Below are 24,788 nucleotides of genomic sequence, written 5' to 3'. Positions count from 1 at the left end.
CTTTGGAAAGATTGAGGAAAGATGTTCAGAGAGAAACAAAAAGCCGAGCCATTCAAGTCAGACCGAATGATAATTGGTTTTGTTTTGATGATGGCAAGTTTTGTCTGGGCTATAGTAAGCTTCTTGATCGAATTCAATCAAGCATGTGATTTTAGTTGGTTTTCGGCATCAGGGGCCGTAATGGTGACCGGAACAATTTTATTTGAAAGACTGAAACCGGGATCGGGTTTAGATGGAGGCATGAACCTCGGTTCTTTGCCTAGGCACGGTCAACCTAAAAGAAAATTTGACGAATGGCTTATTAAGAACGGCGGTAGGGTAAGTATTTTTACGCTGATCCTAGGTACGCTTATTTGGGCGTACGGAGAAAAACTTCTATAGCCCTGCCTCCGCGTGGCTTTGGCTGACTGAGAAGACTTCCTCCCGCACAACGAACATCAACTCTACGCCTTCCCATACGCCGCCTTAGGACAAGCCAGCCCTGTCACTCCTCCACCGGCGACAGCCGATAGGCGCCCTCAGGCAAATCAAGCGCCGCGCCCAGATCACGCAGCTGTTGCAGCGAGAGCGTGATCTTGTGGGTGCTATCTGTGCGCGGGTCGTGTTGTTCGACCGTCACGCATTCCGCGAAGGCCGAGATGATGACATCTTCGAGAAGAGGGGCCTCGCCCTCATCCACTATGGTGACGACCGTCGCGTCGAAATCGTGTTCGATGGTAAACATGGTTTGATGCTGCACCTGCGGCCCGGCAAAAGCAAGAGGCTCTGACGGTGGCAATCTGTGATCTTGGGGCAACGAGATCGGATGATCTTTTATTCCGACTAAAATAATAAGTTAAGCCCCTTGCATCTCCCGCTGATTTTTGTGCTTTGACAGGCAGCCAGTTTACGCGAGCTATCCATATCCGGGATCACGTTTGTGTCGATTGGGCTGTCTCATCCCATGATCGACCGTTTTTATACGTCGCGCGCACCACCGAGGCGCGTCTTGATATGCCGCCAGCTTTGCGCGGGCCCGGAGGGATCCATTTCGAAACATCTTTTGGAGACGCACCATGCCCCCCCTTCCTCCCCGTTCCGCGTCGCTGTCGCGCGGGCTTTTGATGACCACGGCTCTGACGCTTTTGCCCTCTGTCGCTCTGGCGCAGGACGATTTGATCGTTCTCGACGAGATCGTCGTGTCGACCGCCTCTGGCCTTGAAACCACCGTGCAGGACGCGCCCGCTTCGATCACCGTGATTGATCAGGACACGATTGCCCAAGAGGGCGCGCGCGATCTCAATGACCTGTTGCGGCGCGTGCCGGGCCTCAACCTGACGCGGGGGAATGACGGGATTTCCAAAGTGTCTTTCCGCGGCATTTCCTCGAACCGGACGCTCACTTTGGTCGATGGCAAACGCATCAGCACTGGCAAAAGTTTTGCGCGCCATTATCAGGGTGATCTGAACGCCGTGCCTCTGGATGCGATCGAGCGGATCGAAGTTGTGCGCGGGCCGATGTCCACGCTCTACGGGTCTGACGCCATGGGCGGGGTGGTGAACATCATCACCAAGGAACCTACGGGCGTTTGGGGCGGTTCGATCACCACCGATTTCGGCTTTGGCGAATCGTCGACCACGGCGGACAGCCGCCAAATCTCCGGCTACGTCAGCGGCGCCCTGAGCGAGACGGTGGATGTCGAGCTTTGGAGCAAACTGTCTGAGCGCGACGCGCCGGAGGGCTTTGTCTGGACCGATGACACCGGCACGGAACAGACGACCTATGGTTCCGACGGCTCGAACGCCCGCGAGCTGGGCGCACGGTTCACCTGGCGGCCCAGCGGTACGGTCGAATGGGGCTTTGAGGCCACCACGGGGCAGGAGAAATACCTTGCCTCAGAGGGCGAACATGACACCAACAAGATCGACCGCGAGGGCTATGCCATCACCAACGAGTGGATGGTCGGGGCGGGGACCCTGTCGAGCTACCTGCGCTATGAGGATTCGTCCAACGCGTCTTGGGTCGATCCGGCCTGGGGCGATCCGATCACCTATGAAACGACCACCTTCGAGACCCGCTATGCGGCGGAAACCTTCCTTGCGGGCAAAGCGTTTGGCTACACGGTGGGCGGAACGATTGCGAAAGACAAACTGAGCGATCCGGCGACGAACCGCGATGGTGCCGTGATCGAAGGCGATGTGGTGACCGGCGCGCTCTATGCCGAGGGGCGCTTTGACGTGACCGAGGCTCTGACCCTGACCGGCGGGCTGCGCTATGATCACCATGAGGACTACGGCGAACACATCACGCCGCGGCTCTACGCCAATTACGACTTCGGCGGTGGCTTGATGCTCAAGGCCGGCTATGCGCAAGCCTTCGTGGCGCCCGATCTGCGGTCGCTCAACCCGAACTACAAAATGTCGTCGCGTGGCAATGGCTGTAAACCCTACACCGGGCCTTGCATCATCTACGGCAACCCGGATCTGGAACCGGAAACCTCCGACAACTACGAGATCGGGCTGAACTATCAGGGCAGCGTGGTCAATTGGGAACTGACGGCGTTTTACAATGACATCACCGACATGATCGGCGCGCGCAAAACCGGCGAGATCGACCCGGACACCGGCTATGACGTGTTTGAGCGGACCAATATCGAAAGCGGCAAAACCGCCGGGATCGAAGGTGGTTTCGCTTGGGATGTGACCGAGGATGTGATCTGGAGCAGCTCGTTTACCTATCTGGCGAAATCCGAGTTCAAATACGAAGAGCTCGATCATGCTTTCCCGATGGCCACGACACCGAAATGGAACGTCACCACTGGGGCAAGCTGGCGGGCGAATGATCGTCTGACGCTTTCCGGCGACATCACCTATGTCGGCAAACAGGTCGGCTATGTGACCGAAGACGAGCTGAGCGAAGATGAGGCCCGCGCGGTGCCTGCGGGGCAGAACAAGAACCCGTATGTCCTGGTCGACGTGGCGCTGGGCTACGATCTGACCGATGCGACCACACTGAACCTCGGGATCGACAACCTGTTCGATGAACAGCCCGCCGATGAGACCTCTTATCGCGAAAACGGGCGTCTGTTCAAAATTGGTCTGACGACGCGGTTCTGAGGAACCTCTTTGAACCGGGGTGGGGAACTGCCCCGGTTTTTTACGCTCAAGGGGAGAGCACTGCGATGTGACTGGTCAGCGAGGGCACTTGCGGTTATTTTCGCAAAAAAATGCGTGTCGGAGACCGAAGAATGTATCGTGCAGGCCTTTCCCTTTTGGTCGCAGTCGCCCTCGCGGGCTGTGTCGAAACCACAACCGTGCCAAGCGCCCCCGCAGCTGCTCCCGTGAGCCGGGCCTCGGGGCCGGGCCTTTCCGTGGCCGATTTTAACCGGACCGTCTCCCGGGTCGAGCCGGTGGCCGAACGGCAATGCCGTACGCGCACCCAAGGCGCGAATTGCGATTTCAAGATCGTCTTGGAAACCGATCCGCGTGCGCCTTCCAACGCCTGGCAATCGCAGGACAAATCGGGGCGCCCGGTTCTGACCTTTACGTCTGCACTCTTGAAAGATGTGCAAAACGATGACGAGCTGGCCTTTATCATGGGGCATGAGGCGGCGCATCACATCTCCGGCCATATCGCTCGGACCCAACAAACGGCGATGACCGGCGCGCTTTTGGGCGGCGTTCTGATTGCTGCGATCGGGGGCGACGCCAGTGCCGTGTCCAGCGCACAGGATATCGGCGCCACAGTGGGCGCGCGTCGGTACTCCAAGGATTACGAGCTGGAGGCGGACAAACTGGGCACGGTGATCGCTTATCATTCCGGCTACGATCCGGTGCGGGGTGCGGCCTATTTCACCCGCATCCCCGATCCGGGCGACAGGTTCCTTGGCTCTCACCCGCCGAACGGCCAACGGATCGAAACCGTGCGCCGCACCATGGCGAAATTGTAGGCATTTGCACAGACAGATCACACGATTGAGTGAGGAGCCTCCTTGTGGCCTTTCCTGCGTCTGAATTGTGCCGTACCCCTCAAAAAACCGTGTCTGATGTAAGCTAACCTTACGTCATGATTGGGAAATTTGACAAAATGGTATGGTGCGAGATGGCGATTCAAATCAAAGGCAATATGATCGGCACCTATGGTTCTGCCTCTTTGAATGGCACCAATCCGCCCAATCTCGAACTTACCGTTTCCGGCATCACCCCCCTCGGCACCTCTGAGGATATCTATTACCTCGAGGTCTACCAAAACCCGTCGGACACCTTCACCAATGGTCAGTTTTGGCGGCTGACTGATGCCGATGGCAATGTCATCATGGAGGGGCTGAACCCCGACAACAACAATTACCAGAACATGGGCGCGGGCGACGAACATGTTCTGTTCCAGAACGGCTATATCCTCGACATCTCCGGGTTGGATGGCGCCACGATGGTCTATACCTCGGCGGATGAAATCGCCGATCCCGACAGTGGCAATAACGATGGTGAGTTGCAGATATCGGAGGTCGAGGATGCGATCTGTTTCGCGGCGGGCTCCGTCTTGCGTACGGGCCTCGGGCCGAAACCGATCGAAGACATCGCCGTCGGCGATCTGGTCTGGACTGCGGATCATGGGCTTCAACCCGTGCGCTGGGTTGGGACGTCTAGGATCGACCTGACCCGCGCCCCGGATTTGGCGCCGATCGAGATTTTGCGCGGGGCGCTGAATCGCCATGTGCCGCGTCGCCCCGTTTTGGTCTCACCGCAGCACCGCGTGCTTGTCACCGGGCATCGGGTGCAGCTTTACGTGGGGCTCGAAGAGGCTTTGGTGCCGGCGCGGTGGTTGGTCAACGGTGAGACCATTCGTCAGCGCGCGGACCTGACCGAAGTCACCTATGTGCATCTGATGTTCGATGGCCATGAGCTTTTGGACAGCGGCGGGCTGATCTCGGAGAGCTTCTTTCCGGGAGCCATGGCTTTGGACACTCTGGAAGAGGCCACCCGTGCAGAATTGTACCGGATTTTCCCGGTGCTGCGTCTCTTTGGCGAGGGCGCCGCCGTGCCTTTGGCGCGTCCCGAGATTCGGGGCAGGGTGGCCGCTCTTTTCGGGCGCGCGGCGTGATGGTTTCGGAAAATCCGTAAACAATGCCTTAATTCTTCGCGGTTTTGCAAGAAAACCTGCGGAAACCTGCCCCAGATCCCGCAGTTGATCAGGATCAAAGAGGCGCTTCCCCCGCCATGGTTTTTTCCTCTTGGGATGTGAGAACGCATATCATCGGAGGCTGTCATGACCAAATTCGGGACATTTGAAACCCACGCGCGCCTTGTGGAGCGTATGGCGGGCGCCTTGGGCGTCGATCTGGAAGAGCGCGCGCAACGGGGCGAAGAGGCCTCCGAAGTTGAGGCCACGGACCGGGTCTATCGCTGCCTGAGCTGCACGGCGCCGGATATGTGCGTCAAGTTTCTCGATGCGCAGGCCGAGCTGGCTGTCCCGGCCGTGGCGGCGCCGCGCTATTGCCGCAACAAATCCGAGCTTGAACGTCTCGCGGCCACTTGAGCCGCCTCATGGGCGCAAAACGCGTCCCAAAACCACAATGGAGGACGATATGACGACAGACATCCTTCCACGCCTGAAACCGGGAACCGCCTGCCTCATGCATGGCATGGCCGACCGGCTTGGCGCAGATGTGGTGCGTGCCGCCGCATCCGGTGAAATCTCGACGCAGGAGCTTTCCAATATGGAAAGGCGTTGTGGGGAATGCACGAAACATGACGCCTGTATCCTGTGGCTGCTCGACCATCAGGGCCGACAAGAGGCGACCCCGGAGTATTGCCTAAATTCTCAGGAGTTGAACTACGTTCGTGCCGTGCAAAACCAGCTTGCGGCGGAGTAATCAGACCATCGAGGGATGAAAAAAAGGGGCCTCTTGTGGCCCCTTTTTGTTGTCTGAGTTGCTGTTTTAGTTGCGTGCGGCAGCGCCCTGACCCTGACCGCCCGGAGAGGCCCCGTCAGCGGCCAACACGGAAAACGCCTGCATCTGCGCCCGCACATTGTCGCCCGCCAGATCGGCGATGGTGCTCTCGGGCGAGGCGCCGCGATAGCCTGCGTCTTCCAGCCGGGTCACCAAAATCTCGCCCGTCGTGTCAAAGATCGGCCCCAAGGTGGTCAGGCTCTCATCCGCGAATTTCGAGAATGCCGCGAATTGCGGCGGGCCGCCACGCGCCTGCGTCTGATCCGGCACCAGATAGGCGCCGACGGTCAACACCACGCCCAATGCAATGATCCCGATCGCCAGAGGACGTTTGAAATAAGTCTTGAACGCGCGCCAGTTCAACACGACGTGCAGCCCGACCACGATCATCATCGCCAGCCCGATGATCTCATGCATCCAACGCCCGGCGGAGGTGATGAAATGGAAATACCAAAGCACGCCCGTGACGCCGACAATGGTGAATGTGGCGATGGTCAGCGGCGTGGCGAATTTACGTAACGTGGACATGGTGAACACCTTTCTTGTCTCTGCCCTTTTTTACGGGCGCGCGCATCGCTTCCGTCGCTTGCCTTGGCCTTTTTCCTCGCCCATGCTCGGGCAGGGAGGAGACCTATGAGAGACAAAGCGATTTACACCGCGAAACGGCTGGTCCTGCGCACCGTCTGGAGCGTCGCGGGGCTGCGCTATGCGTGGCGCTCGGAGCATTCGTTCCGCACTTGGGTCTGGGCCAATCTTATCGCCGGGTGTTTGGCTTTTGTCCTTGATCTGAGTGCTTTGGAGCGTGGGCTTGTGATCGCGCTGGGGCTTTTGATCTTGGCCGCCGAGCTGTTGAACACGGCGATTGAGGATGCGGTGGATTACATCTCGGATCGCGAACACCCTCTGGCCAAAACCGCCAAGGACGCGGGCTCCGCCGCTGTGACGGTGACCGCGATTGCCGCCGCTGTGGCGTGGCTGGCGGTTCTGATCTCATGACCCTATAAGCGACCCATGCAGATTTATGACGGCATCATATCCGACCGCGGCTCGAAATATGCGGTCTCCGGCGGCGCCTGCGCGTCGGAGGCGGAGGCCAAGGCCTTTCTCAAAGAGCTCTGCCGCAAAAAGAAATTCGCCAAGGCGACGCATAACACATGGGGCGTTGTGCTGCCTGATGGCACGCCTCTCAAGAATGACGACGGCGAAAGCGGCGCGGGGATGGTGATCCTGCGGATGTTGGAGCGCGAGGGCGTCACCGGCCAGATCGTGGTGGTGACGCGCTGGTATGGCGGCAAACATCTGGGCGGCGACCGGTTTCGTCATGTGCAGGACGCGGTGCGCTATTACCTCGACCGGGTTTAGGGCTTTTCGACCTCTTCGACCGGCCCGCCATGCATTTTCCACGCGGTAAACCCGCCCGCGACATGGGCCACATTGGTGAACCCCATCTCTATACAGGTCTGGGTGGCAAGCGCGGAGCGCCAGGCGGAAGCGCAGTAAAAGACGAACTTCTTGTCCTCGCCGAATTTGGGTTTGTAATAGGGGCTTTCCGGGTCGATCCAAAACTCCAACATCCCGCGCGGACAATGGAAGGCGCCGGGAATACGCCCCTCGCGTTCAAGCTCGCGCCGGTCTCTGAGATCGACGAAGACGATGCCCTCGTCGCGCATGAGGCGGATGGCGTCTTGCGTCGGGATGGTCTCGATCACTTCGTGGGCAGCTGCGAGCAGGTCTTTGTAGTTTTTGAGCATGGGGGTCTCCTCTTGGGGGAGAGTTAACCGGTTCGGGGTTTGGAGGGCAATGGTCTCAATGGGAAACCAAGCGATGACACAGTCATCGCTCTGCGCCAGCCTCGCCCCACAGGGCGGGTGCTGGACTTTCTGCTGGAGATCGTGCTCATGTTTCTCAAATTCGGGGGATTGAGAATGGATTTTATTAAAGAATTTCTGGACGAAGGACGTTCACGGATCAAAAGCCGTTTTTTCGCGTCCTTTGCTTTTGCTTTTTTCGCGATCAACTGGCGCGAAATATTTTACCTCGCCTTCTCTGAAACTTCGGCTGAGGACAGGATCAGATACTTCGATACGCACACCGACTTTGGTGGCTATGTGCTTGGCCCGCTCATTCTAGGTGCTGTCATTGCCGCTGGGTTGCCCTTCGTGAATAATTTTTTCCATGAAATCGTGAGTGGGCAGGTGAGTGCGGTGCGCAGCCGGGATGATGAGCGCGCGCATGAACGCTTAAAACGAAGAAATGAGTGGGAAGCTGAACGAACACGCGCCTTGGCGCTTATGGTAGATAATGCGGAACTCGCTGATCGTGCTGAGAGAATTCAGGACGAAGATGTTCGAGAGGAGCTTAAGTCAAAATTGGAAGAGGGTGGGAAGGATAAGCAATTTGGTAGCATATCAACGGGACCTCTTCGGCAAGCCTTTGTGCGTGCAAAGGCGCTTCTAGATGCAAAAGAGGCCAATATCGCGCAGGCACAAGTCAAGCTTCATGACTATCAAGAAGCTCGACGCCACACACTTGGGGGCGGGCGAGACGATGAGCAACGCCGCCTGTCAAAAGAAATTTCTGATCTGCGTAATGAGAAGGCAGAGTTAGAATTACAGATTGAGGATATCCGGGCTGAACTCAGCAGACGTAAATAGTCGTTTTATGTGCCCCCGAACATAATTTTACTTACTGATTGTCAAATGCTCCCCAGCGCTCCGCGTCTCCGACGCTCCCGCGCGTTGCCTCCGAGAAATGCTCCCCCGGATCATGTCTTTGGGAGGCAACCCCACAAATCATACTCCCCAGCCTCATCAACCTCCACAGTCACCAAATCCCCAACACTCAACCCCTCGGTCCCCTCATCAATAAACAGGTTCCCGTCGATCTCCGGCGCGTCGGCCTTGGTGCGGCAGGTGGCGATGCCGTCTTCGTCAATGTCGTCCACGATGACCTGCTGAACCGTGCCGACCTTGGCTTCCAGTTTGGCCTCGGAGATCGCCTGCGCCTTCTCCATGAACCGTTCCCAGCGCTCTTGTTTCAGCTCGGGCGCGACGTGATCGGCCAGCGCGTTCGAGCGCGCGCCATCGACGTTTTCGTATTGGAAACAGCCCACACGGTCGAGCTGCGCTTCGTCCATCCAATCCAGCAGGTATTGGAATTCTTCCTCCGTCTCGCCCGGATAGCCGACGATGAACGTCGAGCGCAGCGTGATGTCCGGCGCCATCGCACGCCAGGCGGCGATTTCGTCCAAGACCTTTGCCGACGCCGCAGGCCGCGCCATACGTTTGAGCGTGTCCGGATGGGCGTGTTGGAAGGGGATGTCGAGGTAGGGCAGCACCGCATTGCCCGCATCCGCCATCAGCGGGATCAGCTCGCGCACATGGGGGTAGGGGTAGACGTAGTGCAGCCGCACCCAGAGGTCATCCGTCGTGCCCAGTTGGCCCAACTCGCGCGCCAGATCGGTGATGTGGCTCCGGACGTCGCGGTCTTTCCACGGAAAGGCCTCGTAACGGCGATCAAGCCCATAGGCGGAGGTGTCCTGCGAGATGACGAGCAATTCCTTGACGCCAGCTTCCACAAGTTTCTCCGCCTCGCGCAGCACTGCATGGACGGGGCGCGACTGAAGTTTGCCACGCATGTCCGGGATGATGCAGAATTTGCAGGCGTGGTTGCAGCCCTCAGAGATTTTCAGATAGCTGAAATGCCGGGGCGTGAGGCTCACGCCGGTTGCGGGCAGGAGGTCCACAAAGGGATCGGGCGAGGGCGGCACGGCGGCATGCACGGCGTCCAAGACCTGTTCGTATTGATGCGGGCCGGTGACGGCCAGAACCTTTGGATGCACGCCAGTGATATACTCGGGATCGGCGCCGAGACAGCCGGTGACCAACACCTTGCCGTTTTCCTGCAAGGCCTCGCCAATGGCCTCAAGGCTTTCGGCCTTGGCGCTGTCGAGAAAGCCACAGGTGTTGACGATCACGGCATCTGCGCCGGAATAATCCGCGCTGATCTGATAGCCCTCGGCGCGCAGCCGCGTCAGGATGCGCTCGCTGTCGACCAAGGCTTTCGGACAGCCCAAAGAGACCATGCCGATGGTCGGCTGGCCGTCGCGGCCTTGAATGTTACGACGGGACCCGTCGAACAAAGGCTTCGGGGCAAGATCGGGGCGGAGGGCTGGAGGATTCTGGCTCATATGGCGCGATATACTCCGAAAGCGGCCCGCCTGAGAAGCCCTGTTGCGCGCTCGGACAATCCGTCCGATGTTGGCGCCCCATGCCAGCAGCCTCATCAAAGCCGGAGATGTGTCACATATCCGTCTCTGTGGGATGGACGCGCAGCTTCTGACGTAATCTGTTCGAAATCGCACGTCGCGCGCACAGCGACTGTGCGGACGGCGCTAGTGTTTGGGGCACCGCCTTCGGTTAACCTCGCGTCAAACTCACACGAAAATCCATTCGCACACAGGTCGCCCATGCTCTCCAACACAGCCACCCGATACGGCGCCGCCGCGCGCTTTTTCCATTGGTCCATCGCGCTTTTGATCCTGGCGGACATTGCGCTTGGCCTCATTGGCGAGAACACGCCGCGCACGGCGGAGACCGCTGAGCGGCTCCAAACCCTCTATTCCGTGCATAAAACCATCGGCGTCACCGTGCTTGGCCTCGCGGTGCTGCGCATCCTCTGGGCCTTTGTCCAACCGAAACCCGTGCCGGTGCATCCGGAGCGCAAGGCGGAGACCATGCTGGCTGAGGTGATCCACTGGATGCTCTACGGCGCGATCCTCATCATGCCGCTGTCGGGCTGGGTGATGCATGCGGCAGAGAGCGGCTTTGCCCCGATCCTCTGGCCCTTTGGTCAGACCCTGCCTTTCGTGCCAAAATCCGAAGATGTCGCCCATATGGCGGGCGCGGTGCATGGGCTGTCGGCTTGGGTGATTTACATCACCGTGGCGCTGCACATTCTGGGTGCGCTCAAACATGCGGTGATCGAAAAAGACGGCGTGCTGTCGCGGATGTTGCGCGGAACGGAGGCGGGGGTCGAGGGCGCGCCCCACGCCTCCGCGCTTCCTCCCGTTTTGGCCGCCGTGCTCTGGATTGCCGTCGTGGCCTTTCCCTTTGTCGCTCCTCTGGAACAACATGAAGAGGTCGCCAGCGCCGCGCCAATGGAGCAGGCGGAGATCACATCCGAGCTTCCCGTCTGGGAGGTGGAGCAGGGCGGCCTGACGATCACCGTGACCCAGATGGGCGCACCGGTTGAGGGCAGCTTTGCCAATTGGAACGCCGCCATCGCCTATGACGACGAGACCGGCGCGGGCGAGGTGACGGTCACCATCGACACCACCTCTTTGTCGCTCGGCACTGTCACGCAACAGGCGCAGGGGCCGGAGTTTTTTGACACCGAAACCTATGCGACCGCGACTTTCACAGGTGAGATCACGCGCCTTGAGGGCACATCGCATGAGGCCGCGGGAACGCTCACGCTGGTCGGCCAGACCGTGCCTGTGACGCTGGCTTTCGATCTTACACTCGACGGTGACCGCGCCACGATGTCCGGCACCACCGCTTTGGATCGCCGCGACTTCGGCATGGGCGCGGGCTACGAGGATGAGGGCACGGTGGGCTTTGGGGTTGAGGTTGCGACCGAACTGACGGCGGTGCGGCAGTAAGCCCGCCGCGTCCCTCAATCGAGCAAATAAAAAGGCCGCCGGATCGCTCCGGCGGCCTTCTTCATTCGGGTCGGGCGAGAGTTACTCAGCCGGGGTGGCTTCGATGGAGATCTCGATCTCGACCTCGTCGGAGACGTAGGGGGCGAATTGGCCCATGTCGAAGTCGGAACGCAGCACGGTCAGATCGCCGTCAAAACCAACCCAAGGCTTGTTCGCCATCGGGTGATCGCCTTTTTGGGTCATCTCGGCTTCGATCACGACGGATTTGGTGATGCCGTTGATGGTCAGGTCGCCGGTGATGTCGGCTTCGTCTTCGTCGGTCACGGTGATGCCGGTGGACACGAAAGAGATCGTCGGGTTCTCTTCAGCGCCGAAGAAGTCGCCGGTCAGGAAGTGCGCGGTGCGCTCGGCCCAGCCGGTGTAGAGGCTGTCGGTCGGGAAGGACACGGAGACGGAAGAGGCGGCCGGATCGGCTTCGTCGAACATGATCTCACCGTCGAACCCGGAGAACATGCCGGTGGTGGTGGAGTAGCCGAGGTGCTCGTAAGAGAACACGATCTGGCTGTGCGACGGATCAAGCACGTATTTCACCGGCTCAGCGTTGGCAGCAGCAGCGGCGCCCAGAAGAACGGCGGTGGAGAGAAGCAGGTTTTTCATGATGTCAAAGCTTTCTTTGGCATGGATGTTTAAGATGCGACAAAGCTAACGGCTGTCCGGCCCCTCTCATATTCCGCAGTCTCAAACAGATTTTGTGCGTGGGTAAACACATCTCTGCGGAAAAACGCTAAAGATGTGCGATTTATGTTCATTTTTGCGCAGTTTAGGCCTGAAAAAGGCCGCCCCTCTCTCCAGAAGGGCGGCCTGTTCACATGGGTTCACGAGAGCGTCAGGGGCTCACGAGAGCGCTAGAGGCTCAGCGGCGGCGGTCGCGACGCGAGGACATCGGCTGGAAGGCCACGCCCACATGGGCCTCGCAATAGGGCTTGCCGGCTTGCGACGGCAGACCGCAGAACCAGAAATCTTCGGTCGCGGGATCGCCCACCGGCCACTTGCAGGTCTTCTCGGTCAGTTCCATCACCGACAGCTTTTTGGCCTTTTTCTCGATCTCATTGACCTTCGCCAGAGCTTCGGCGGGGATCTCATTGGTCGAGGGCTGCGGCGGCAGCGGTTGCCCTGCCGGAATAATCGCGCGGCGCGCCGGGCTGACCGGTTTCGGGGCGGCCTCAGAGGCAACAGGGGCCTCCGCCGGTTTCGCGGCGGGTTTCGGCTTGGCCTCGGTTTTGGGTTTGGGCGCGGCTGCGGGTTTTGCCTTGGGCGCAGCGGCGGGTTTCGCGGCGGCACCCGATCCGGCGCGGTTCGACAGGCCCAGACGGTGCACCTTGCCGATCACCGCATTGCGCGTCACACCGCCAAGCTCCTTGGCGATCTGCGAGGCGGATTGACCCTCGCCCCACATTTTCTTCAACAGTTCGACGCGCTCATCGGTCCAGGACATCGTGTTTCCTTCGGTTGTCTGCTGATCCGGGCAGGGCCCGCACCATGATCACCCTTGCACAAGACATTTGCGGTCCAAATTGGCCTAAGTCCGGCAAGGCGTGCTTGAGAATTTCTTCTAACCCCTATTTTAAGCACCACGCTTGCGGTTACAAGCGGGCTTGCGGGAAAACATAAGGTTCTTCCGCTTGGCACGTCTCTTGAGGGGCGCGTGCCTATATAGCAAGGCGGATGTGGGATGAACAAGGGGATGAACATGGCTGAATCTGAAATTCAGATGGGGGTGCGGCGCTTTGGTCGCGTCAATTGGCTTGGGCTTTACACGCTGATGATGCGCGAGATCCGCCGGTTTCTGGCGGTCTGGACGCAAACGCTTCTGGCGCCTCTGGTGACGGCGGGGTTGTTCCTGACGATTTTCACGCTCGCCATCGGTCCCTCGCGCGGCGACGTGATGGGCGTACCCTTCGTGCATTTCCTCGCGCCCGGCATCCTGACCATGACGGTGATCCAGAACGCTTTTGCGAACACGTCGTCCTCGATCATGATTTCTAAGGTACAGGGCAATATCGTTGATACGCTGATGCCGCCGCTGTCGCCCTCTGAGTTGGTCATCGGCTACTTGTCGGGCGGTGTGGCGCGCGGGATGGTCGTGGCTTTCGCGATCTGGGCTGTGATGGCCATCTTTGTCGGTCTGCCCCTGCATCACCCGCTTTTTGCGATTGCTTTTATCCTTCTGGGCGCTCTGTTCATCGGCGGTTTGGGCGTCTTGGCGGGTATTGTGAGCCAGAAATTCGACCACATGGCCGCGATCACCAATTTCATCATCACGCCGCTGTCGTTTCTGTCGGGCACCTTCTACTCCGTCGAGACCCTGCCGCAGTGGTTTAAGGTGCTGACCCATCTGAACCCTGTGTTCTATCTGATCGACGGTGTGCGCTATGGCATCATCGGCACCTCCGACAGCTCGCCTTGGTTGGGTCTTGCGGTGATGACGGCGGTGACGGCCGTGGTGGTTTTCGTCGATTGGACCTTCTTCAAACGCGGCACCAAGCTGAAATCCTGACACCGTGGCGTCGGGGTGACCGATTCGCCAAAGAGTGCCTGAAACAATATCTACCCTTAGCTTTTATTGCTCCCGATGTGGAAACAGCCCCCTTCGCAGTTCGCTCTGCGGAGGGGTTTTTCGATGCATTTTTCAGCAACATTCTGAGGCTTGTCGATCTTGGGGTGAGCATAAAAGGATGGGCTGTTGTAAACTTATTGATGTTATGGTGTATTTATTATGCACGCTAAAGTTGATTGGGGTAATACTTAGTACTTTAGGATATATTATGGTACAGCGCACGCTCGACAATGTTTACATGTACAACGGCTCGCTTTTGAATGCCGAAGGTCTGTTGGACACGATGCTGCTCAACTCATTCTCGGGGCCGCAAACCGGCACTCTGGATGTGAGTGACACCGACGGAGACCTGAATTGGGACAGCACGGAAAATGCGACCTGGAATGACACCAATGCCACCTTCATCGGCAGCGGTGAAGCGAGCGTCAGCGTCACGATCCTGGGGATAAAGCTGTCGCTGTCCTCCTCCGTGCCTTTCAATGCCTGGGAGGTCGATGGTCAGACGTATATCGAGTATCCGGAGGATGGTCCGGCGGCGCTTTTGGATGGGCTGTTGTCTGAGGCGCTCGACATTCCTTTGTTGAACCTCCTCGGGGTTTCACAGTTGATCAGAAGGATCGAGCGGAATGCGATCTTGGATTTTGATCTCACCAACCCAAATGAAATCGACTTGCCGGTCTGTTTCGCCAAAGGCACGCGGATCAAGACCCTTGGCGGTTGGGAGGTGATCGAAAATATCAAGGCGGGCGATCTGGTGATGACACAGGATCACGGTGCGCAGCCTGTGCGCTGGATCGGGCATGCGACGGCCAAAGCACAAGGCGCGTTTGCGCCGGTGGAAATCGATCAGGGCGTCTTGGGCAATGATCGACCGCTGGTGGTGTCGCAGCAGCACCGTGTGCTCCACCGCAGTGTCGCGGCTGAACTCTTGCTCGACGCTCATGAGGTGCTCATGGCGGCCAAGCATCTTGTGAATGGCACCACAATTCGCCTGCGCGAAACTGGATCTGTGACCTATTATCACATGCTGTTCGATCAACACGAGTTGGTGTTCTCGGAAGGCGTTGTTTCGGAGAGCTTTCATCCGGGCGCCATGGCGCATCATGCCTTGCGGCGTGCGGAATGTGATGAGTTGTTCGGTCTCTTTCCGGAGCTGCAAACTGATTTCAACAACTACGGGCAAGCCGCGCGCAAAGTTGCGAAAAGCTATGAGGCCGAATTGTTGGCAGCCAATACCGGTATGTGACGTCCGAGCCGACACTCGGCAGCGGCATCAAAGTTTTGCCAGATTTAATCATTAAGCCATTGCGATATCTTGTCATAAAGGCTCGCAATGGTTTTGAGGAAATGCGCAACGACAGTCTTTGCCTGTCTGTTTATGGTAGGGGCTGCACTGGCCGCCGACAGCCTGCCGTCCGAATTGGACAGCGCCGACCGGCGTGCCGAGTTGATCGGCTGGGAGGGTGTTGGGCGGCTCGATATTGCCGGGCAAAGCACCTGTTCCGGGGCCTTGATCGCTGCCGATCTCGTGCTGACGGCGGCGCATTGTGTGGTGGCCGAGGATAATACGCCGTTTCCTGCCGGGCATATTCTGTTTCGTGCGGGGCTCAGGAATGGCGACTATATCGCCGCCTCTCGTGGCTATGCCGTGGCGGTCTCGCCGGGCTATGAGGCGCAGCGTGAGGTGACCGCCGCGAACATCCGCAACGATGTAGCTCTGATCAAACTGGCCTCTCCGATCCCGACGGCGTTGGCGCGGCCCTTCGCGGTGCATCGCAGCTCTAAACCCCGTGGCGAGCTGATGGTCGCCTCCTACGGGCGCGGGCGCAACGCGGCGCTCTCTATTCAGCGCGAATGTCATGTGCTGGACTATTCCGACGACATCTACAGCTTTGATTGCGACATTACCTATGGCTCCTCCGGCGCGCCGGTCTTTGCCTATGACGGGGTGCGGCCCGCGATCGTCTCTGTCGTCTCCTCCCTCGGCACGCGAGGTGACCGCAAGGTCGGATTTGGCATGTCTCTGATCGACCAAGTGTCTGCGCTCAAGCGCCAAATTGCGCTTGGTGCGCCGCAAGTGGCTGCCAAACCTGCGGTGACAAAACGCATTACTGTCGGCGGGAGCTCATCCTCGCGCGCGGTCGGCAATTCCAAATTCCTCTCGGCAGACTGAGCACTTCCCCAAATATCCTTTGACAGCGCCCGCGCTTTGCCCGTAAAGCGCATCTCATGAACATGATCCGCACATATGCCCGTATCATCCGACGTCGACGCCGTACCGCGTAAGACGTCCGTTCAACTGTGCCAAGACGTGATGTCCACGGCACAAAACGCGCCAAACTGGCGCAAAGCTTGCAAAATACCGCAAAATCCCCGTCCAAACCGTTGACAGGCCCGCTGGCTTTCGCCACCCATGAGGCCTCTCATTTTCAGAGGAATAAGACCGATGATCACACCCGTTCTGCCGACCTACAACCGGGCTCCCTTGTCCTTCGTCAAAGGCGAAGGCTCCTGGCTTTTCGAGGCGGACGGGCGACGTTTCCTCGATCTGGGCGCGGGCATCGCGGTGAACACGCTAGGCCACGCCAACCCGGAACTGGCCGAGACGCTGAAAGCACAGGCTGACACGCTCTGGCACGTCTCGAACCTCTACAAAATCCCGGCGCAGGAGGCGCTTGCGGACAAGCTGGTCGAGACCACCTTTGCCGACACCTGTTTCTTCACCAACTCGGGCACCGAGGCCGCCGAGCTGGCGATCAAGATGGCGCGTAAATATTGGTATGAAAAAGGCCAGCCGGAAAAGATCGAGATCATCACCTTTGAGGGCTGTTTCCATGGCCGCTCCACCGGCGCGATTGCCGCCTCCGGCACCGAGAAAATGGTCAAGGGCTTTGGCCCCTTGATGCCGGGGTTTGTGCATCTGCCGTTTGGTGAGTGGGACGCTGTCGCGGATCACGTCACAGACAAAACCGCGGCGATCCTGATCGAGCCGGTGCAGGGCGAGGGCGGCATTCGTGTCGTCCCCGACGAGGCGTTGAAACGGCTGCGCGAGATTGCGGAGACCAAAGGCTGCTTGTTGATTTTCGACGAGGTGCAATGTGGTGTTGCGCGCACCGGCAAGCTTTTCGCCCATGAATATGCCGGCGTGACGCCCGACATCATGATGGTTGCCAAAGGCATCGGTGGGGGCTTTCCTCTGGGGGCTGTTCTGGCGACCGAAGAAGCGGCGTCGGGCATGACTGCGGGCACCCATGGCTCCACCTATGGTGGCAACCCGCTGGGCTGTGCCATCGGGCTCAAGGTCATGGAGATCGTGTCCGATCCCGCTTTCCTCGCTGAGGTGAACCGCAAGGCGGGGCTGATGCGTCAGAAGCTCGAAGGTCTCGTGGCCGATCACCCGGATGTCTTTGAGGGCGTCCGTGGCGAAGGCCTCATGCTGGGCCTCAAATGCAAAATCGCGCCTGCCGATCTGGTGGGCAAAGGCTATGAGCAAGGTGTTCTGACCGTGCCCGCCGCCGACAATGTGGTGCGGCTTTTGCCCGCGCTCAATATCACCGACGAAGAGATTGCCGAGGCCGTGTCGCGGATTGATGCCGCCGCCAGCGCGCTCTGACAGACGAAGAGAATAGACCTATGAACCACTTCCTCGACATTCACAAAACCTCTGCGCAGGATCTGCACCGGATCATCGAAACCGCGAAGCTCACCAAGAACGCGCGTTACGACAAACCGAAAGCTGCGCTCGATGCGGAACAGCCGCTCAAAGACAAAATGGTCGCGCTTATTTTCGAGAAACCCTCGACCCGGACGCGTGTGTCGTTCGACGTCGGCGTGCGCCAGATGGGCGGCCAGACCATGGTGCTTTCGGGCGCCGATATGCAACTGGGCCACGGTGAAACCATCGCCGACACCGCGCGGGTTTTGTCGCGTTACGTCGACATGATCATGATCCGCACCTTCGAGGAGCAGACGCTTTTGGAGATGGCGGAATATGCTTCCGTGCCGGTGATCAACGGGCTGACGAACCGCACCCATCCCTGCCAGATCATGGCCGACATTCTGACTTATGAAGAGCATCGCGGCTCGATCAAAGGCAAGAAAGTCGTCTGGCTCGGCGACGGCAACAATGTCTGCGCGTCGTTTATCCATGCCGCCGGTCAGTTCGGGTTCGACATGACCTTTGCGGGTCCTGAACCGCTCGATCCCGAGATGGGGTTTGTCGAAGAGGCGCGTGCCAAAGGATCGAACATCGAGATCACTCGCAACGCCGAAGAGGCTGTCGCAGGCGCCGATCTCGTGGTCACCGACACTTGGGTCTCGATGCACGATCCGGCCTCCGCGCGCGAACGTCGCCACAACCAGCTTCGGCCCTACCGGGTGGACCGCAAGCTGATGTCCTTTGCGCATCCAGACGCTTTGTTCATGCACTGCTTGCCCGCGCACCGTGGCGATGAGGTGACGAACAACGTGATGGACGGCCCGCAATCGGTGATTTTCGACGAGGCGGAAAACCGTCTCCACGCGCAAAAATCCATCATGCGCTGGTGTGTCGAGAGCAAATAAGAAAGCTTTCAACGATTTAGACGGGGTGCGATGACGCGCCCCGTTTATGCGACGAGATGATCGATCAGTGCGCGCAATCGGCGGGGCAGGACACTCCGAGCCGCCGCCTTGCCTCTGCAAAGGAGCCTGCGCGGGCGGGGCCATTGCCACACCGGATTTGGGGCGCAGTTTCGGCCAAACCGGCCCGGTGCTGAGCTGGGTGGTCAATGCTTTCATGCTGGTTTTCGGGGCCCTGCCATTGGTGACGGGAACGCTGGCGGACCGCATCGGGCGGCGCAAAGTGTTTCGCATTAGCCTTGTGGGTTCGTCTTCAGCGGGTTCGGCTGATCCTCGCGCCCTCGCTTTTGGTGATCGACATTTTGCGCGGCACGCAGGGGCTTTTTGCCTCGGCGTTCTTTGCGATCACGGTCTGAGTCATTCTTTTGCCGACGCGCCGCGCAACCGATCCTGTCGTACTGGCGCTGGTCAGCGCTTCAGGCCCGGCTGATCGTGGGCGTTGGCGGGCTTTCAGAAGCGGATGCCCTCTCCATCGTCGCGGGCGGGCCGTTGCAGGACACGATGCAGACCCCGGTCGCGGAGGCTTCTCGTATCCTGTTTTTGCTGCTGGCTGCCTTGACGGTCATCGTCAGCCTGTCGATCCCTAAGGCCTTGTCGCTCTTGGACACCCCCCGTGTTTGACCGGCTTACCCGGCCAGATGCGAGAGCACCCAGAACACGATGGCCGACAATAGGGCTGCGGCCGGAACCGTGATCACCCAGGCGGCGACGATGGTCATGAAATGGCTGCGGCGGACCAGTTTGCGGCGGCGGCGTTCCTCGGCGGCGATGCGCAGGTCTTTTTTCTTGCGCATCGTCTCGTCGAGGCGTTTCTCGTGATACCATTCGCGGAAAAAGCCGACGCCAAATACGCCGCCCACGGCGATATGGGTCGAGGAGACCGGCAGGCCCAGCCAGCTTGCGACGATGACGGTGATCGCGGCGGAAAGCGCCACGCAATAGGCCCGCATCGGGTTGAGTTTGGTGATCTGGCTGCCAACCATTTTGATCAGTTTCGGGCCGAACAGGATGAGGCCGAAAGAGATGCCGAAGGCGCCGATCACCATGACCCAATGGGGGATGGTGACGCTTCCGGCGAATTCACCGGAGGCATTGGCGTGCACGATGGCGGCCAGCGGGCCGACCGCATTGGCGACGTCATTGGCGCCATGGGCAAAGGACAAAAGCGCGGCCGAAATGACCAGCGGCAGGCCAAAGAGCGCCTTGAGAGACTTGTTGCGGTTTTCCAGACCTTCGGACTGGCGGCGCACCAGAGGCGCGGAGGCCACATAGGACAGCGCGCCTACGGCCAGTCCGATCAGCACTGCCGACAAAAGATCGATTTGGATGATTTTCTTGAGACCCTTGACGGCGAGATAGGTCGCGAATGTGCCCATCATAATGCCGATCAGCACCGGAACCCAACGGCGCGCGGCTTCGATCTTGTCGGGCTGATACATGATCCGGGCCTTGATGAACCATAGGAACCCTGCGGCGACCACGCCACCCAAGAGGGGCGAGATCACCCAGCTCAATGCGATCAGCCCCATCGAACCCCAGTTCACCGTGGCAAAGCCCGCAGCCGCAATGCCTGCGCCCATGACGCCGCCGACAACGGAGTGCGTGGTGGAGACCGGCGCGCCGATCCAAGTGGCGAGGTTGACCCAAAGTGCCGAGGACAACAGCGCGGCCATCATCGCCCAGATGAAGACCTGCGTGTTGGCCACCGCGCTTGGGTCGATGATGCCTTTGGAGATGGTCGAAACCACATCGCCGCCCGCCAAAAGCGCGCCCGCACTTTCGCAAAGCGCGGCAATCACGATCGCCCCGCCCATGGTCAGCGCATTGGCGCCGACGGCAGGACCCATGTTGTTGGCGACATCGTTGGCGCCGATGTTGATCGCCATATAGGCGCCCAGAGCGGCGGCGGCGATCACCACGGCAGAGCCGGGTTGCCCACCAAAGACCAAGGCGGCAAACAGCCCCGCGACGATGATAAAGGCCAAGGCGACCCCAAGTCCCACCATGGGGCGCGCGATGTGAAACGTGGCCAACTCGATCTGACTGATCCGGTTAAGATCCTTATCGAGGGTTTTCCACTGTTTTCCGTGCTCTTCGCTCTCAGACATCGTGGCTTCGATCCGTTGTCAATCTGTTACAAACGGCGAAGCGCTAACGCGCCCGGCCTTGCAATGCAAGCCTTTCGCGTCTCTTGAGCGCAGGGTAAATCGTTTCAGAAGTCGAGAAGCAACTCACGCAGCTCCGGCTCATCGACCAGAGCGGCTGCCTGTTTCGGCGACATCCAGCTGCGTTTGCGCTGGCTTTTTTCCGGGAAATCATCCTCGAGATGATCGACCTCGATCAAGTAGACCGTGGCCTCAACCGGCGCAGGCAAACCGTTGTCGAGCTTTTTGATGTAGTGATAAAGGCCCAGCGGCTTGGTCTTGCTCGTGACAGGTTTTACGCCGGCTTCTTCCCAGGCTTCCTGTGCCGCGGTGCCAGCCCCATCAAGCCCCCGGATCGGCCAGCCCTTTGGGATGATCCAACGCCCGCTGTCACGCGAGGTGATCATCAGAACTTCCTTACCTTTCTTGCCGTTACGCCAACAAAGCGCCGCAGATTGCACGCGGTCGGGACGACGAAGGAGGGGGTCGAAAACGCCCGTCCAAGCGGATTTGAGTAGGGGAACCATGAACTGAACTTGTGCCTGTTTTTGTCTATATTGCGTATATACATAGGGCGGGGGCTGGAAAATTGCAAGCCATTCGCAGGAAACTTCCGGTTTCGGCTATCTTTGGGGGGGGCAAAAGCGGCTTTTTTAGGCGCTCTTGTCAGACGCGGTTTTTGCCATAAGTTGAACCGCGACAGGCACCGATGATCCCCCCCGTGGATCCCCCCTGTGCCTCTATCCGTCCCAAAGCCCGCGATCAAGGAGCGCCCCATGTCTCAAATCACCACCAAAGCCCGCATCGGTCTCGTCGGATTGGGCGTCATGGGGGCGAACCTCTCGCTCAATATCGCGGAAAAGGGCTTTCCCATTGCCGTGTTCAACCGCACCGGTTCCGTGACCGATGACTTCATTGCGCAGAGCGGCGATCTGCGAGACGGTTTGATGCCGACCAAAACCTACGAGGAGCTTGTTGCGGCCCTCGCCAGCCCCCGCGCCGTGATCATCATGGTCAAGGCCGGCGGTCCGGTCGATGCGGTGATCGAAGCGCTCACGCCCCTTTTGGAAGAGGGCGACATGATCATCGACGCAGGCAATGCCGATTTCCACGACACCCGGCGTCGCGAGTCCGCTCTGCGTGAACAGGGGCTGAACTTCATCGGCATGGGTGTGTCGGGCGGCGAAGAAGGTGCCCGTCACGGGCCGTCGATCATGGTGGGGGGCAACCCTGCGTCCTATGAGACGATCCGCGACATCATCGAGGCAATTGCCGCGAAACATGACGGCGATCCCTGTGCTGCGCATTTCGGTCCGGACGGGGCGGGGCATTTCGTCAAGACCGTGCATAACGGTATCGAATATGCCGATATGCAGATGATCGCCGAGATTTACGGCCTTCTGCGTGATGGTGCCCACAAGGCCCCTGAGGAAATCGGTGCCCTTTTCGAGCACTGGGACAAAGGCCCGCTCAACTCCTATCTCGTGGAAATCTCCGGCAAGGTGCTTCAAACCTCTGATCCTGCGACCGGCAAGCCGATGGTCGAGGTCATCGTCGACAAGGCCGGGCAAAAGGGCACCGGGCGCTGGACCGCGATTGAGGCGCTCACTTTGGGCCAATCGCCTTCGACCATTGAGGCCGCTGTGGCGGCGCGTTCCTGGTCTTCGGAAAAGGAGACGCGTCTGGCGGGGGCGGAAATTTTTGGCATCGAGCCGGAACATCACCTGACCTTGCCAAAGGAAACGGACTTCGAACAGGCGCTTTTGGTGGCCAAACTCGTGGCCTATGATCAGGGGTTCAAGCTTTTGAAAGCTGCCTCTGATCACTATGACTGGGGTATCGATTTGGCCCGTGCAGCCGAGGTCTGGCGCGAGGGCTGCATCATCCGCTCTGCGCTTTTGGACGATATGGCCGCCGCCATCCGCAACGGTCTGCCGCAGGATCAACTCATCTTTAGCGCGGACTTCATCGCCCATATGAAAACCGGACTTCCCGCCCTGCGCCGTGTGGTCTCCTACGCCACTTCCACAGGTCTTCCGATCCCGGCTCTTGCCAACGCACTGGCCTATTTCGACACCATGCGCCAAGGTCGCGGCACCACCGATCTCATTCAGGCACAACGCGATTTCTTCGGGGCCCATGGATTTGAACGCATGGATGGCGGCGAAGGGCAACACGGACCGTGGCATGGGTGAGCCGACAGGTTTGTCTTGCCTGTTTTATCTGGCCTATTTTGTCTTGCCTGTGCCCCTGAAATTGTGATTTCCCAGAACTGACGCGCCGCAGTATTGGTGCGCCGCGTGACAAGGTGGGCGGGAATGAGCTTCGTCATCTTCATCAATGGTTTGGTCATGGTGTTTTTCGCCGCTCTCATGGGGGTGGTGGCCGTGGCCTTTCCCGACACGGCCTCGGTGTTCGAGGAATCCGCCTTTTTCTTCGGGTTTCTGGGCGGCGCTCTGGCGCTGGCCTCCTCGCCGCGCACCGAAGACCTGCGCCCTCTGCACACGTTTCTCCTGACCTCCTCGGTCTGGATGGTGGCCGCTTTGTGCGGCGCGGGGCCTTTGCACCTTTACAATCTCTCGCTCACCGATGCGTTTTTCGAGGCCATGTCGGGGATCACCACCACCGGCTCTACCGTGATGTCCGGCCTCGACGACACCCCTCGCGGCATCATTCTCTGGCGCGCGATATTACAGGCGGTCGGCGGTGTCGGATTTATCGTCACAGGGATCGCGCTCTTGCCGATCCTCAAGGTGGGCGGGATGCAGCTTTTCCGCTCGGAAAGTTCCGAGACCGGCGAGCGGGAACTGCGCAACGCAACCATGTTCGCCTCCGCCACCTTGCAGATCTATTTCGCGCTCATCGTCCTCTGTGGACTTCTCTATCTCTTGGGGGGCATGTCGCCCTTCGATGCGCTGACCCATGCTTTGACCACGCTTTCGACCGGCGGCTACTCGGGCTATGACGCCTCTTTCGGCCATTTCCAAAGCGGTTTTCTGCAATGGACTTGTACCCTCTTCATGCTGGCGGGCGCTTTGCCTTTTTCGTGGTATATCAGAGGGGTACGTCATGGAAACTGGCGCTCTGAACAGGTCGTGGCGATGCTGAAATCTCTCGGCGTGTCGATTGCAGTTCTCGCCGTCTGGCTGATGTATGCGCGTGATGAAACGCTACCTGATGCGCTGCGCCTCGTGGCGTTCAACGTTGTCTCCGTGGTCACGACCACGGGCTATGCGACGACGGATTACACGCTTTGGGGGCCGTTTGCGGTCGCCGCTTTTTTCGCTCTGACAGCCGTCGGAGGGGCCACCGGATCGACGGCAGGGGGCGCGAAAGCCATGCGCTGGCTCGTGGCTTTTCGCGCCCTTCTGGCGCAAATCCGCATGAGTTTCGCGCCGCATCGGATCACTTTCGTCAAATACGAAGGCCGCGCCGTCGCCCCCGATGCGCTCTCCGGTGTGATCGCGTTTTTCGTGCTCTACGCTGCCACGTTCGGCGTGTTGGCCTCGCTCCTGAGCTTTTTCGGCGCCGATATGTCGACCGCCCTCTCGGGCGCTTTGACCGCTCTGGCAAATGTCGGACCGGGGGTGGGTGATGTCATCGGACCTGCGGGCAATTTCGCCAGTTTGGACACGGCCTCCAAGCTTGTCCTGAGCTTCGGCATGTATCTCGGGCGGCTCGAAATGGCGACGGTCTACGCGCTTATGGCGCCGCTGTTTTGGCGGGAGCTGGTGGCCAACCGCTAAGGCTGTTCCTTCCCTTTCTCACGCGTTAACCTTAATCAGATTAACCTTAACGCCCTGTCATAAATCACGG

Annotated in this window: 26 protein-coding genes and 1 pseudogene; 19 read left to right on the top strand and 8 right to left on the bottom strand. The window is 59.3% G+C overall.

What is annotated here, in order from left to right:
• Positions 1 to 21 precede the first annotated feature (21 nt).
• Positions 22 to 381 (top strand): hypothetical protein, encoded by a 360-nt coding sequence (locus ACN0X0_RS04150; protein ID WP_417278129.1) that lies wholly within the window; start codon positions 22 to 24, stop codon positions 379 to 381.
• Positions 382 to 484: 103 nt separating this feature from the next.
• Here the strand turns inward: ACN0X0_RS04150 and ACN0X0_RS04145 are convergent, their stop codons facing one another.
• Entirely contained in the window at positions 485 to 724 is a 240-nt protein-coding gene (locus ACN0X0_RS04145; protein WP_417278128.1) for a hypothetical protein, read from the bottom strand.
• Positions 725 to 1,055: 331 nt separating this feature from the next.
• On the opposite strand from ACN0X0_RS04145, the gene ACN0X0_RS04140 reads away from it, so the two are divergent.
• The 5 genes from ACN0X0_RS04140 (at position 1,056) to ACN0X0_RS04120 (ending at position 5,851) form a co-directional block, all read left to right on the top strand.
• The gene (locus ACN0X0_RS04140) at positions 1,056 to 3,095 is read left to right on the top strand and encodes a TonB-dependent receptor domain-containing protein (RefSeq protein ID WP_417278127.1); all 2,040 of its coding nucleotides are present in this window, start codon (positions 1,056 to 1,058) and stop codon (positions 3,093 to 3,095) included.
• Between the two features lie 131 nt (positions 3,096 to 3,226).
• Positions 3,227 to 3,928 (top strand): M48 family metalloprotease, encoded by a 702-nt coding sequence (locus tag ACN0X0_RS04135; protein WP_417278126.1) that lies wholly within the window; start codon positions 3,227 to 3,229, stop codon positions 3,926 to 3,928.
• A 152-nt stretch (positions 3,929 to 4,080) separates the two neighbouring features.
• A complete protein-coding gene (locus ACN0X0_RS04130; protein ID WP_417278125.1) occupies positions 4,081 to 5,079 on the top strand; it encodes a Hint domain-containing protein in 999 nt (332 codons plus the stop codon).
• Between the two features lie 165 nt (positions 5,080 to 5,244).
• Positions 5,245 to 5,514: a DUF6455 family protein gene (locus tag ACN0X0_RS04125; RefSeq protein WP_417278124.1), complete on the top strand. Its 270-nt coding sequence runs from the start codon at positions 5,245 to 5,247 to the stop codon at positions 5,512 to 5,514.
• 49 nt (positions 5,515 to 5,563) lie between these two features.
• Positions 5,564 to 5,851, top strand: a complete 288-nt coding sequence (locus tag ACN0X0_RS04120) for a DUF6455 family protein (protein ID WP_417278123.1) — start codon at positions 5,564 to 5,566, stop codon at positions 5,849 to 5,851.
• A gap of 66 nt (positions 5,852 to 5,917) precedes the next feature.
• On the opposite strand, the gene ACN0X0_RS04115 is transcribed toward ACN0X0_RS04120, so the two are convergent.
• Positions 5,918 to 6,457, bottom strand: a complete 540-nt coding sequence (locus ACN0X0_RS04115) for a DUF4405 domain-containing protein (RefSeq protein WP_417278122.1) — start codon at positions 6,455 to 6,457, stop codon at positions 5,918 to 5,920.
• A 105-nt stretch (positions 6,458 to 6,562) separates the two neighbouring features.
• Here ACN0X0_RS04115 and ACN0X0_RS04110 point away from each other — a divergent pair, with 105 nt between their 5' ends.
• Together ACN0X0_RS04110 and ACN0X0_RS04105 are read left to right on the top strand one after the other, a co-directional pair.
• Positions 6,563 to 6,925 (top strand): diacylglycerol kinase, encoded by a 363-nt coding sequence (locus tag ACN0X0_RS04110; protein ID WP_417278121.1) that lies wholly within the window; start codon positions 6,563 to 6,565, stop codon positions 6,923 to 6,925.
• 15 nt (positions 6,926 to 6,940) lie between these two features.
• A complete protein-coding gene (locus ACN0X0_RS04105; protein ID WP_417278120.1) occupies positions 6,941 to 7,291 on the top strand; it encodes a YigZ family protein in 351 nt (116 codons plus the stop codon).
• On the opposite strand, the gene ACN0X0_RS04100 is transcribed toward ACN0X0_RS04105, so the two are convergent.
• Positions 7,288 to 7,680 carry a rhodanese-like domain-containing protein gene (locus ACN0X0_RS04100; protein ID WP_417278119.1) on the bottom strand — a complete coding sequence of 131 codons (393 nt, stop codon included), beginning with the start codon at positions 7,678 to 7,680 and terminating at the stop codon, positions 7,288 to 7,290. The genes ACN0X0_RS04105 and ACN0X0_RS04100 overlap by 4 nt on opposite strands.
• A 147-nt stretch (positions 7,681 to 7,827) precedes the next feature.
• On the opposite strand from ACN0X0_RS04100, the gene ACN0X0_RS04095 reads away from it, so the two are divergent.
• A complete protein-coding gene (locus ACN0X0_RS04095) occupies positions 7,828 to 8,583 on the top strand; it encodes a hypothetical protein (RefSeq protein WP_417278118.1) in 756 nt (251 codons plus the stop codon).
• A 110-nt stretch (positions 8,584 to 8,693) separates the two neighbouring features.
• Here the strand turns inward: ACN0X0_RS04095 and rimO are convergent, their stop codons facing one another.
• Positions 8,694 to 10,118 carry a 30S ribosomal protein S12 methylthiotransferase RimO gene (gene rimO / locus ACN0X0_RS04090; RefSeq protein WP_417278117.1) on the bottom strand — a complete coding sequence of 475 codons (1,425 nt, stop codon included), beginning with the start codon at positions 10,116 to 10,118 and terminating at the stop codon, positions 8,694 to 8,696.
• Between the two features lie 279 nt (positions 10,119 to 10,397).
• Here rimO and ACN0X0_RS04085 point away from each other — a divergent pair, with 279 nt between their 5' ends.
• Positions 10,398 to 11,591, top strand: coding sequence for a cytochrome b/b6 domain-containing protein (locus ACN0X0_RS04085; protein WP_417278116.1), 1,194 nt, complete (start codon positions 10,398 to 10,400; stop codon positions 11,589 to 11,591).
• An 81-nt stretch (positions 11,592 to 11,672) separates the two neighbouring features.
• On the opposite strand, the gene ACN0X0_RS04080 is transcribed toward ACN0X0_RS04085, so the two are convergent.
• Positions 11,673 to 12,248 (bottom strand): YceI family protein, encoded by a 576-nt coding sequence (locus ACN0X0_RS04080; protein WP_417262668.1) that lies wholly within the window; start codon positions 12,246 to 12,248, stop codon positions 11,673 to 11,675.
• Positions 12,249 to 12,504: 256 nt separating this feature from the next.
• Entirely contained in the window at positions 12,505 to 13,086 is a 582-nt protein-coding gene (locus tag ACN0X0_RS04075; RefSeq protein ID WP_417278115.1) for a GcrA family cell cycle regulator, read from the bottom strand.
• A 249-nt stretch (positions 13,087 to 13,335) separates the two neighbouring features.
• Here ACN0X0_RS04075 and ACN0X0_RS04070 point away from each other — a divergent pair, with 249 nt between their 5' ends.
• From ACN0X0_RS04070 to ACN0X0_RS04040, 7 genes and pseudogenes are all read left to right on the top strand, one after another.
• The gene (locus ACN0X0_RS04070) at positions 13,336 to 14,148 is read left to right on the top strand and encodes an ABC transporter permease (RefSeq protein ID WP_417262670.1); all 813 of its coding nucleotides are present in this window, start codon (positions 13,336 to 13,338) and stop codon (positions 14,146 to 14,148) included.
• Between the two features lie 268 nt (positions 14,149 to 14,416).
• Positions 14,417 to 15,454: a Hint domain-containing protein gene (locus tag ACN0X0_RS04065; protein WP_417278114.1), complete on the top strand. Its 1,038-nt coding sequence runs from the start codon at positions 14,417 to 14,419 to the stop codon at positions 15,452 to 15,454.
• Positions 15,455 to 15,541: 87 nt separating this feature from the next.
• Positions 15,542 to 16,381 carry a trypsin-like serine peptidase gene (locus ACN0X0_RS04060; protein ID WP_417278113.1) on the top strand — a complete coding sequence of 280 codons (840 nt, stop codon included), beginning with the start codon at positions 15,542 to 15,544 and terminating at the stop codon, positions 16,379 to 16,381.
• Between the two features lie 273 nt (positions 16,382 to 16,654).
• Positions 16,655 to 17,821, top strand: coding sequence for an aspartate aminotransferase family protein (locus ACN0X0_RS04055; RefSeq protein WP_417278112.1), 1,167 nt, complete (start codon positions 16,655 to 16,657; stop codon positions 17,819 to 17,821).
• Positions 17,822 to 17,841: 20 nt separating this feature from the next.
• Positions 17,842 to 18,771 carry an ornithine carbamoyltransferase gene (gene argF / locus ACN0X0_RS04050; RefSeq protein WP_417278111.1) on the top strand — a complete coding sequence of 310 codons (930 nt, stop codon included), beginning with the start codon at positions 17,842 to 17,844 and terminating at the stop codon, positions 18,769 to 18,771.
• A 46-nt stretch (positions 18,772 to 18,817) separates the two neighbouring features.
• Positions 18,818 to 19,027: pseudogene (locus ACN0X0_RS04045) on the top strand (hypothetical protein); the annotation flags it as partial.
• A 140-nt stretch (positions 19,028 to 19,167) separates the two neighbouring features.
• On the top strand, positions 19,168 to 19,449 hold the full coding sequence (locus ACN0X0_RS04040) for a hypothetical protein (RefSeq protein ID WP_417278230.1): 282 nt from the start codon (positions 19,168 to 19,170) through the stop codon (positions 19,447 to 19,449).
• 5 nt (positions 19,450 to 19,454) lie between these two features.
• On the opposite strand, the gene ACN0X0_RS04035 is transcribed toward ACN0X0_RS04040, so the two are convergent.
• Together ACN0X0_RS04035 and ACN0X0_RS04030 are read right to left on the bottom strand one after the other, a co-directional pair.
• Positions 19,455 to 20,936, bottom strand: coding sequence for an inorganic phosphate transporter (locus tag ACN0X0_RS04035; protein ID WP_417262676.1), 1,482 nt, complete (start codon positions 20,934 to 20,936; stop codon positions 19,455 to 19,457).
• Positions 20,937 to 21,040: 104 nt separating this feature from the next.
• Complete coding sequence (locus ACN0X0_RS04030; protein WP_417262677.1) at positions 21,041 to 21,499, bottom strand: NUDIX hydrolase; 459 nt, start codon at positions 21,497 to 21,499, stop codon at positions 21,041 to 21,043.
• 249 nt (positions 21,500 to 21,748) lie between these two features.
• Here ACN0X0_RS04030 and gndA point away from each other — a divergent pair, with 249 nt between their 5' ends.
• Together gndA and ACN0X0_RS04020 are read left to right on the top strand one after the other, a co-directional pair.
• Positions 21,749 to 23,167, top strand: a complete 1,419-nt coding sequence (gndA, locus tag ACN0X0_RS04025; protein ID WP_417278110.1) for an NADP-dependent phosphogluconate dehydrogenase — start codon at positions 21,749 to 21,751, stop codon at positions 23,165 to 23,167.
• A 123-nt stretch (positions 23,168 to 23,290) separates the two neighbouring features.
• The gene (locus ACN0X0_RS04020; RefSeq protein ID WP_417278109.1) at positions 23,291 to 24,718 is read left to right on the top strand and encodes a TrkH family potassium uptake protein; all 1,428 of its coding nucleotides are present in this window, start codon (positions 23,291 to 23,293) and stop codon (positions 24,716 to 24,718) included.
• The last annotated feature ends 70 nt before the right edge of the window (positions 24,719 to 24,788 follow it).

This window comes from Celeribacter sp., from assembly GCF_048270365.1.
Taxonomy (GTDB): Bacteria; Pseudomonadota; Alphaproteobacteria; order Rhodobacterales; family Rhodobacteraceae; genus Celeribacter.
This window is presented reverse-complemented; position numbering and strand designations above follow the sequence as displayed.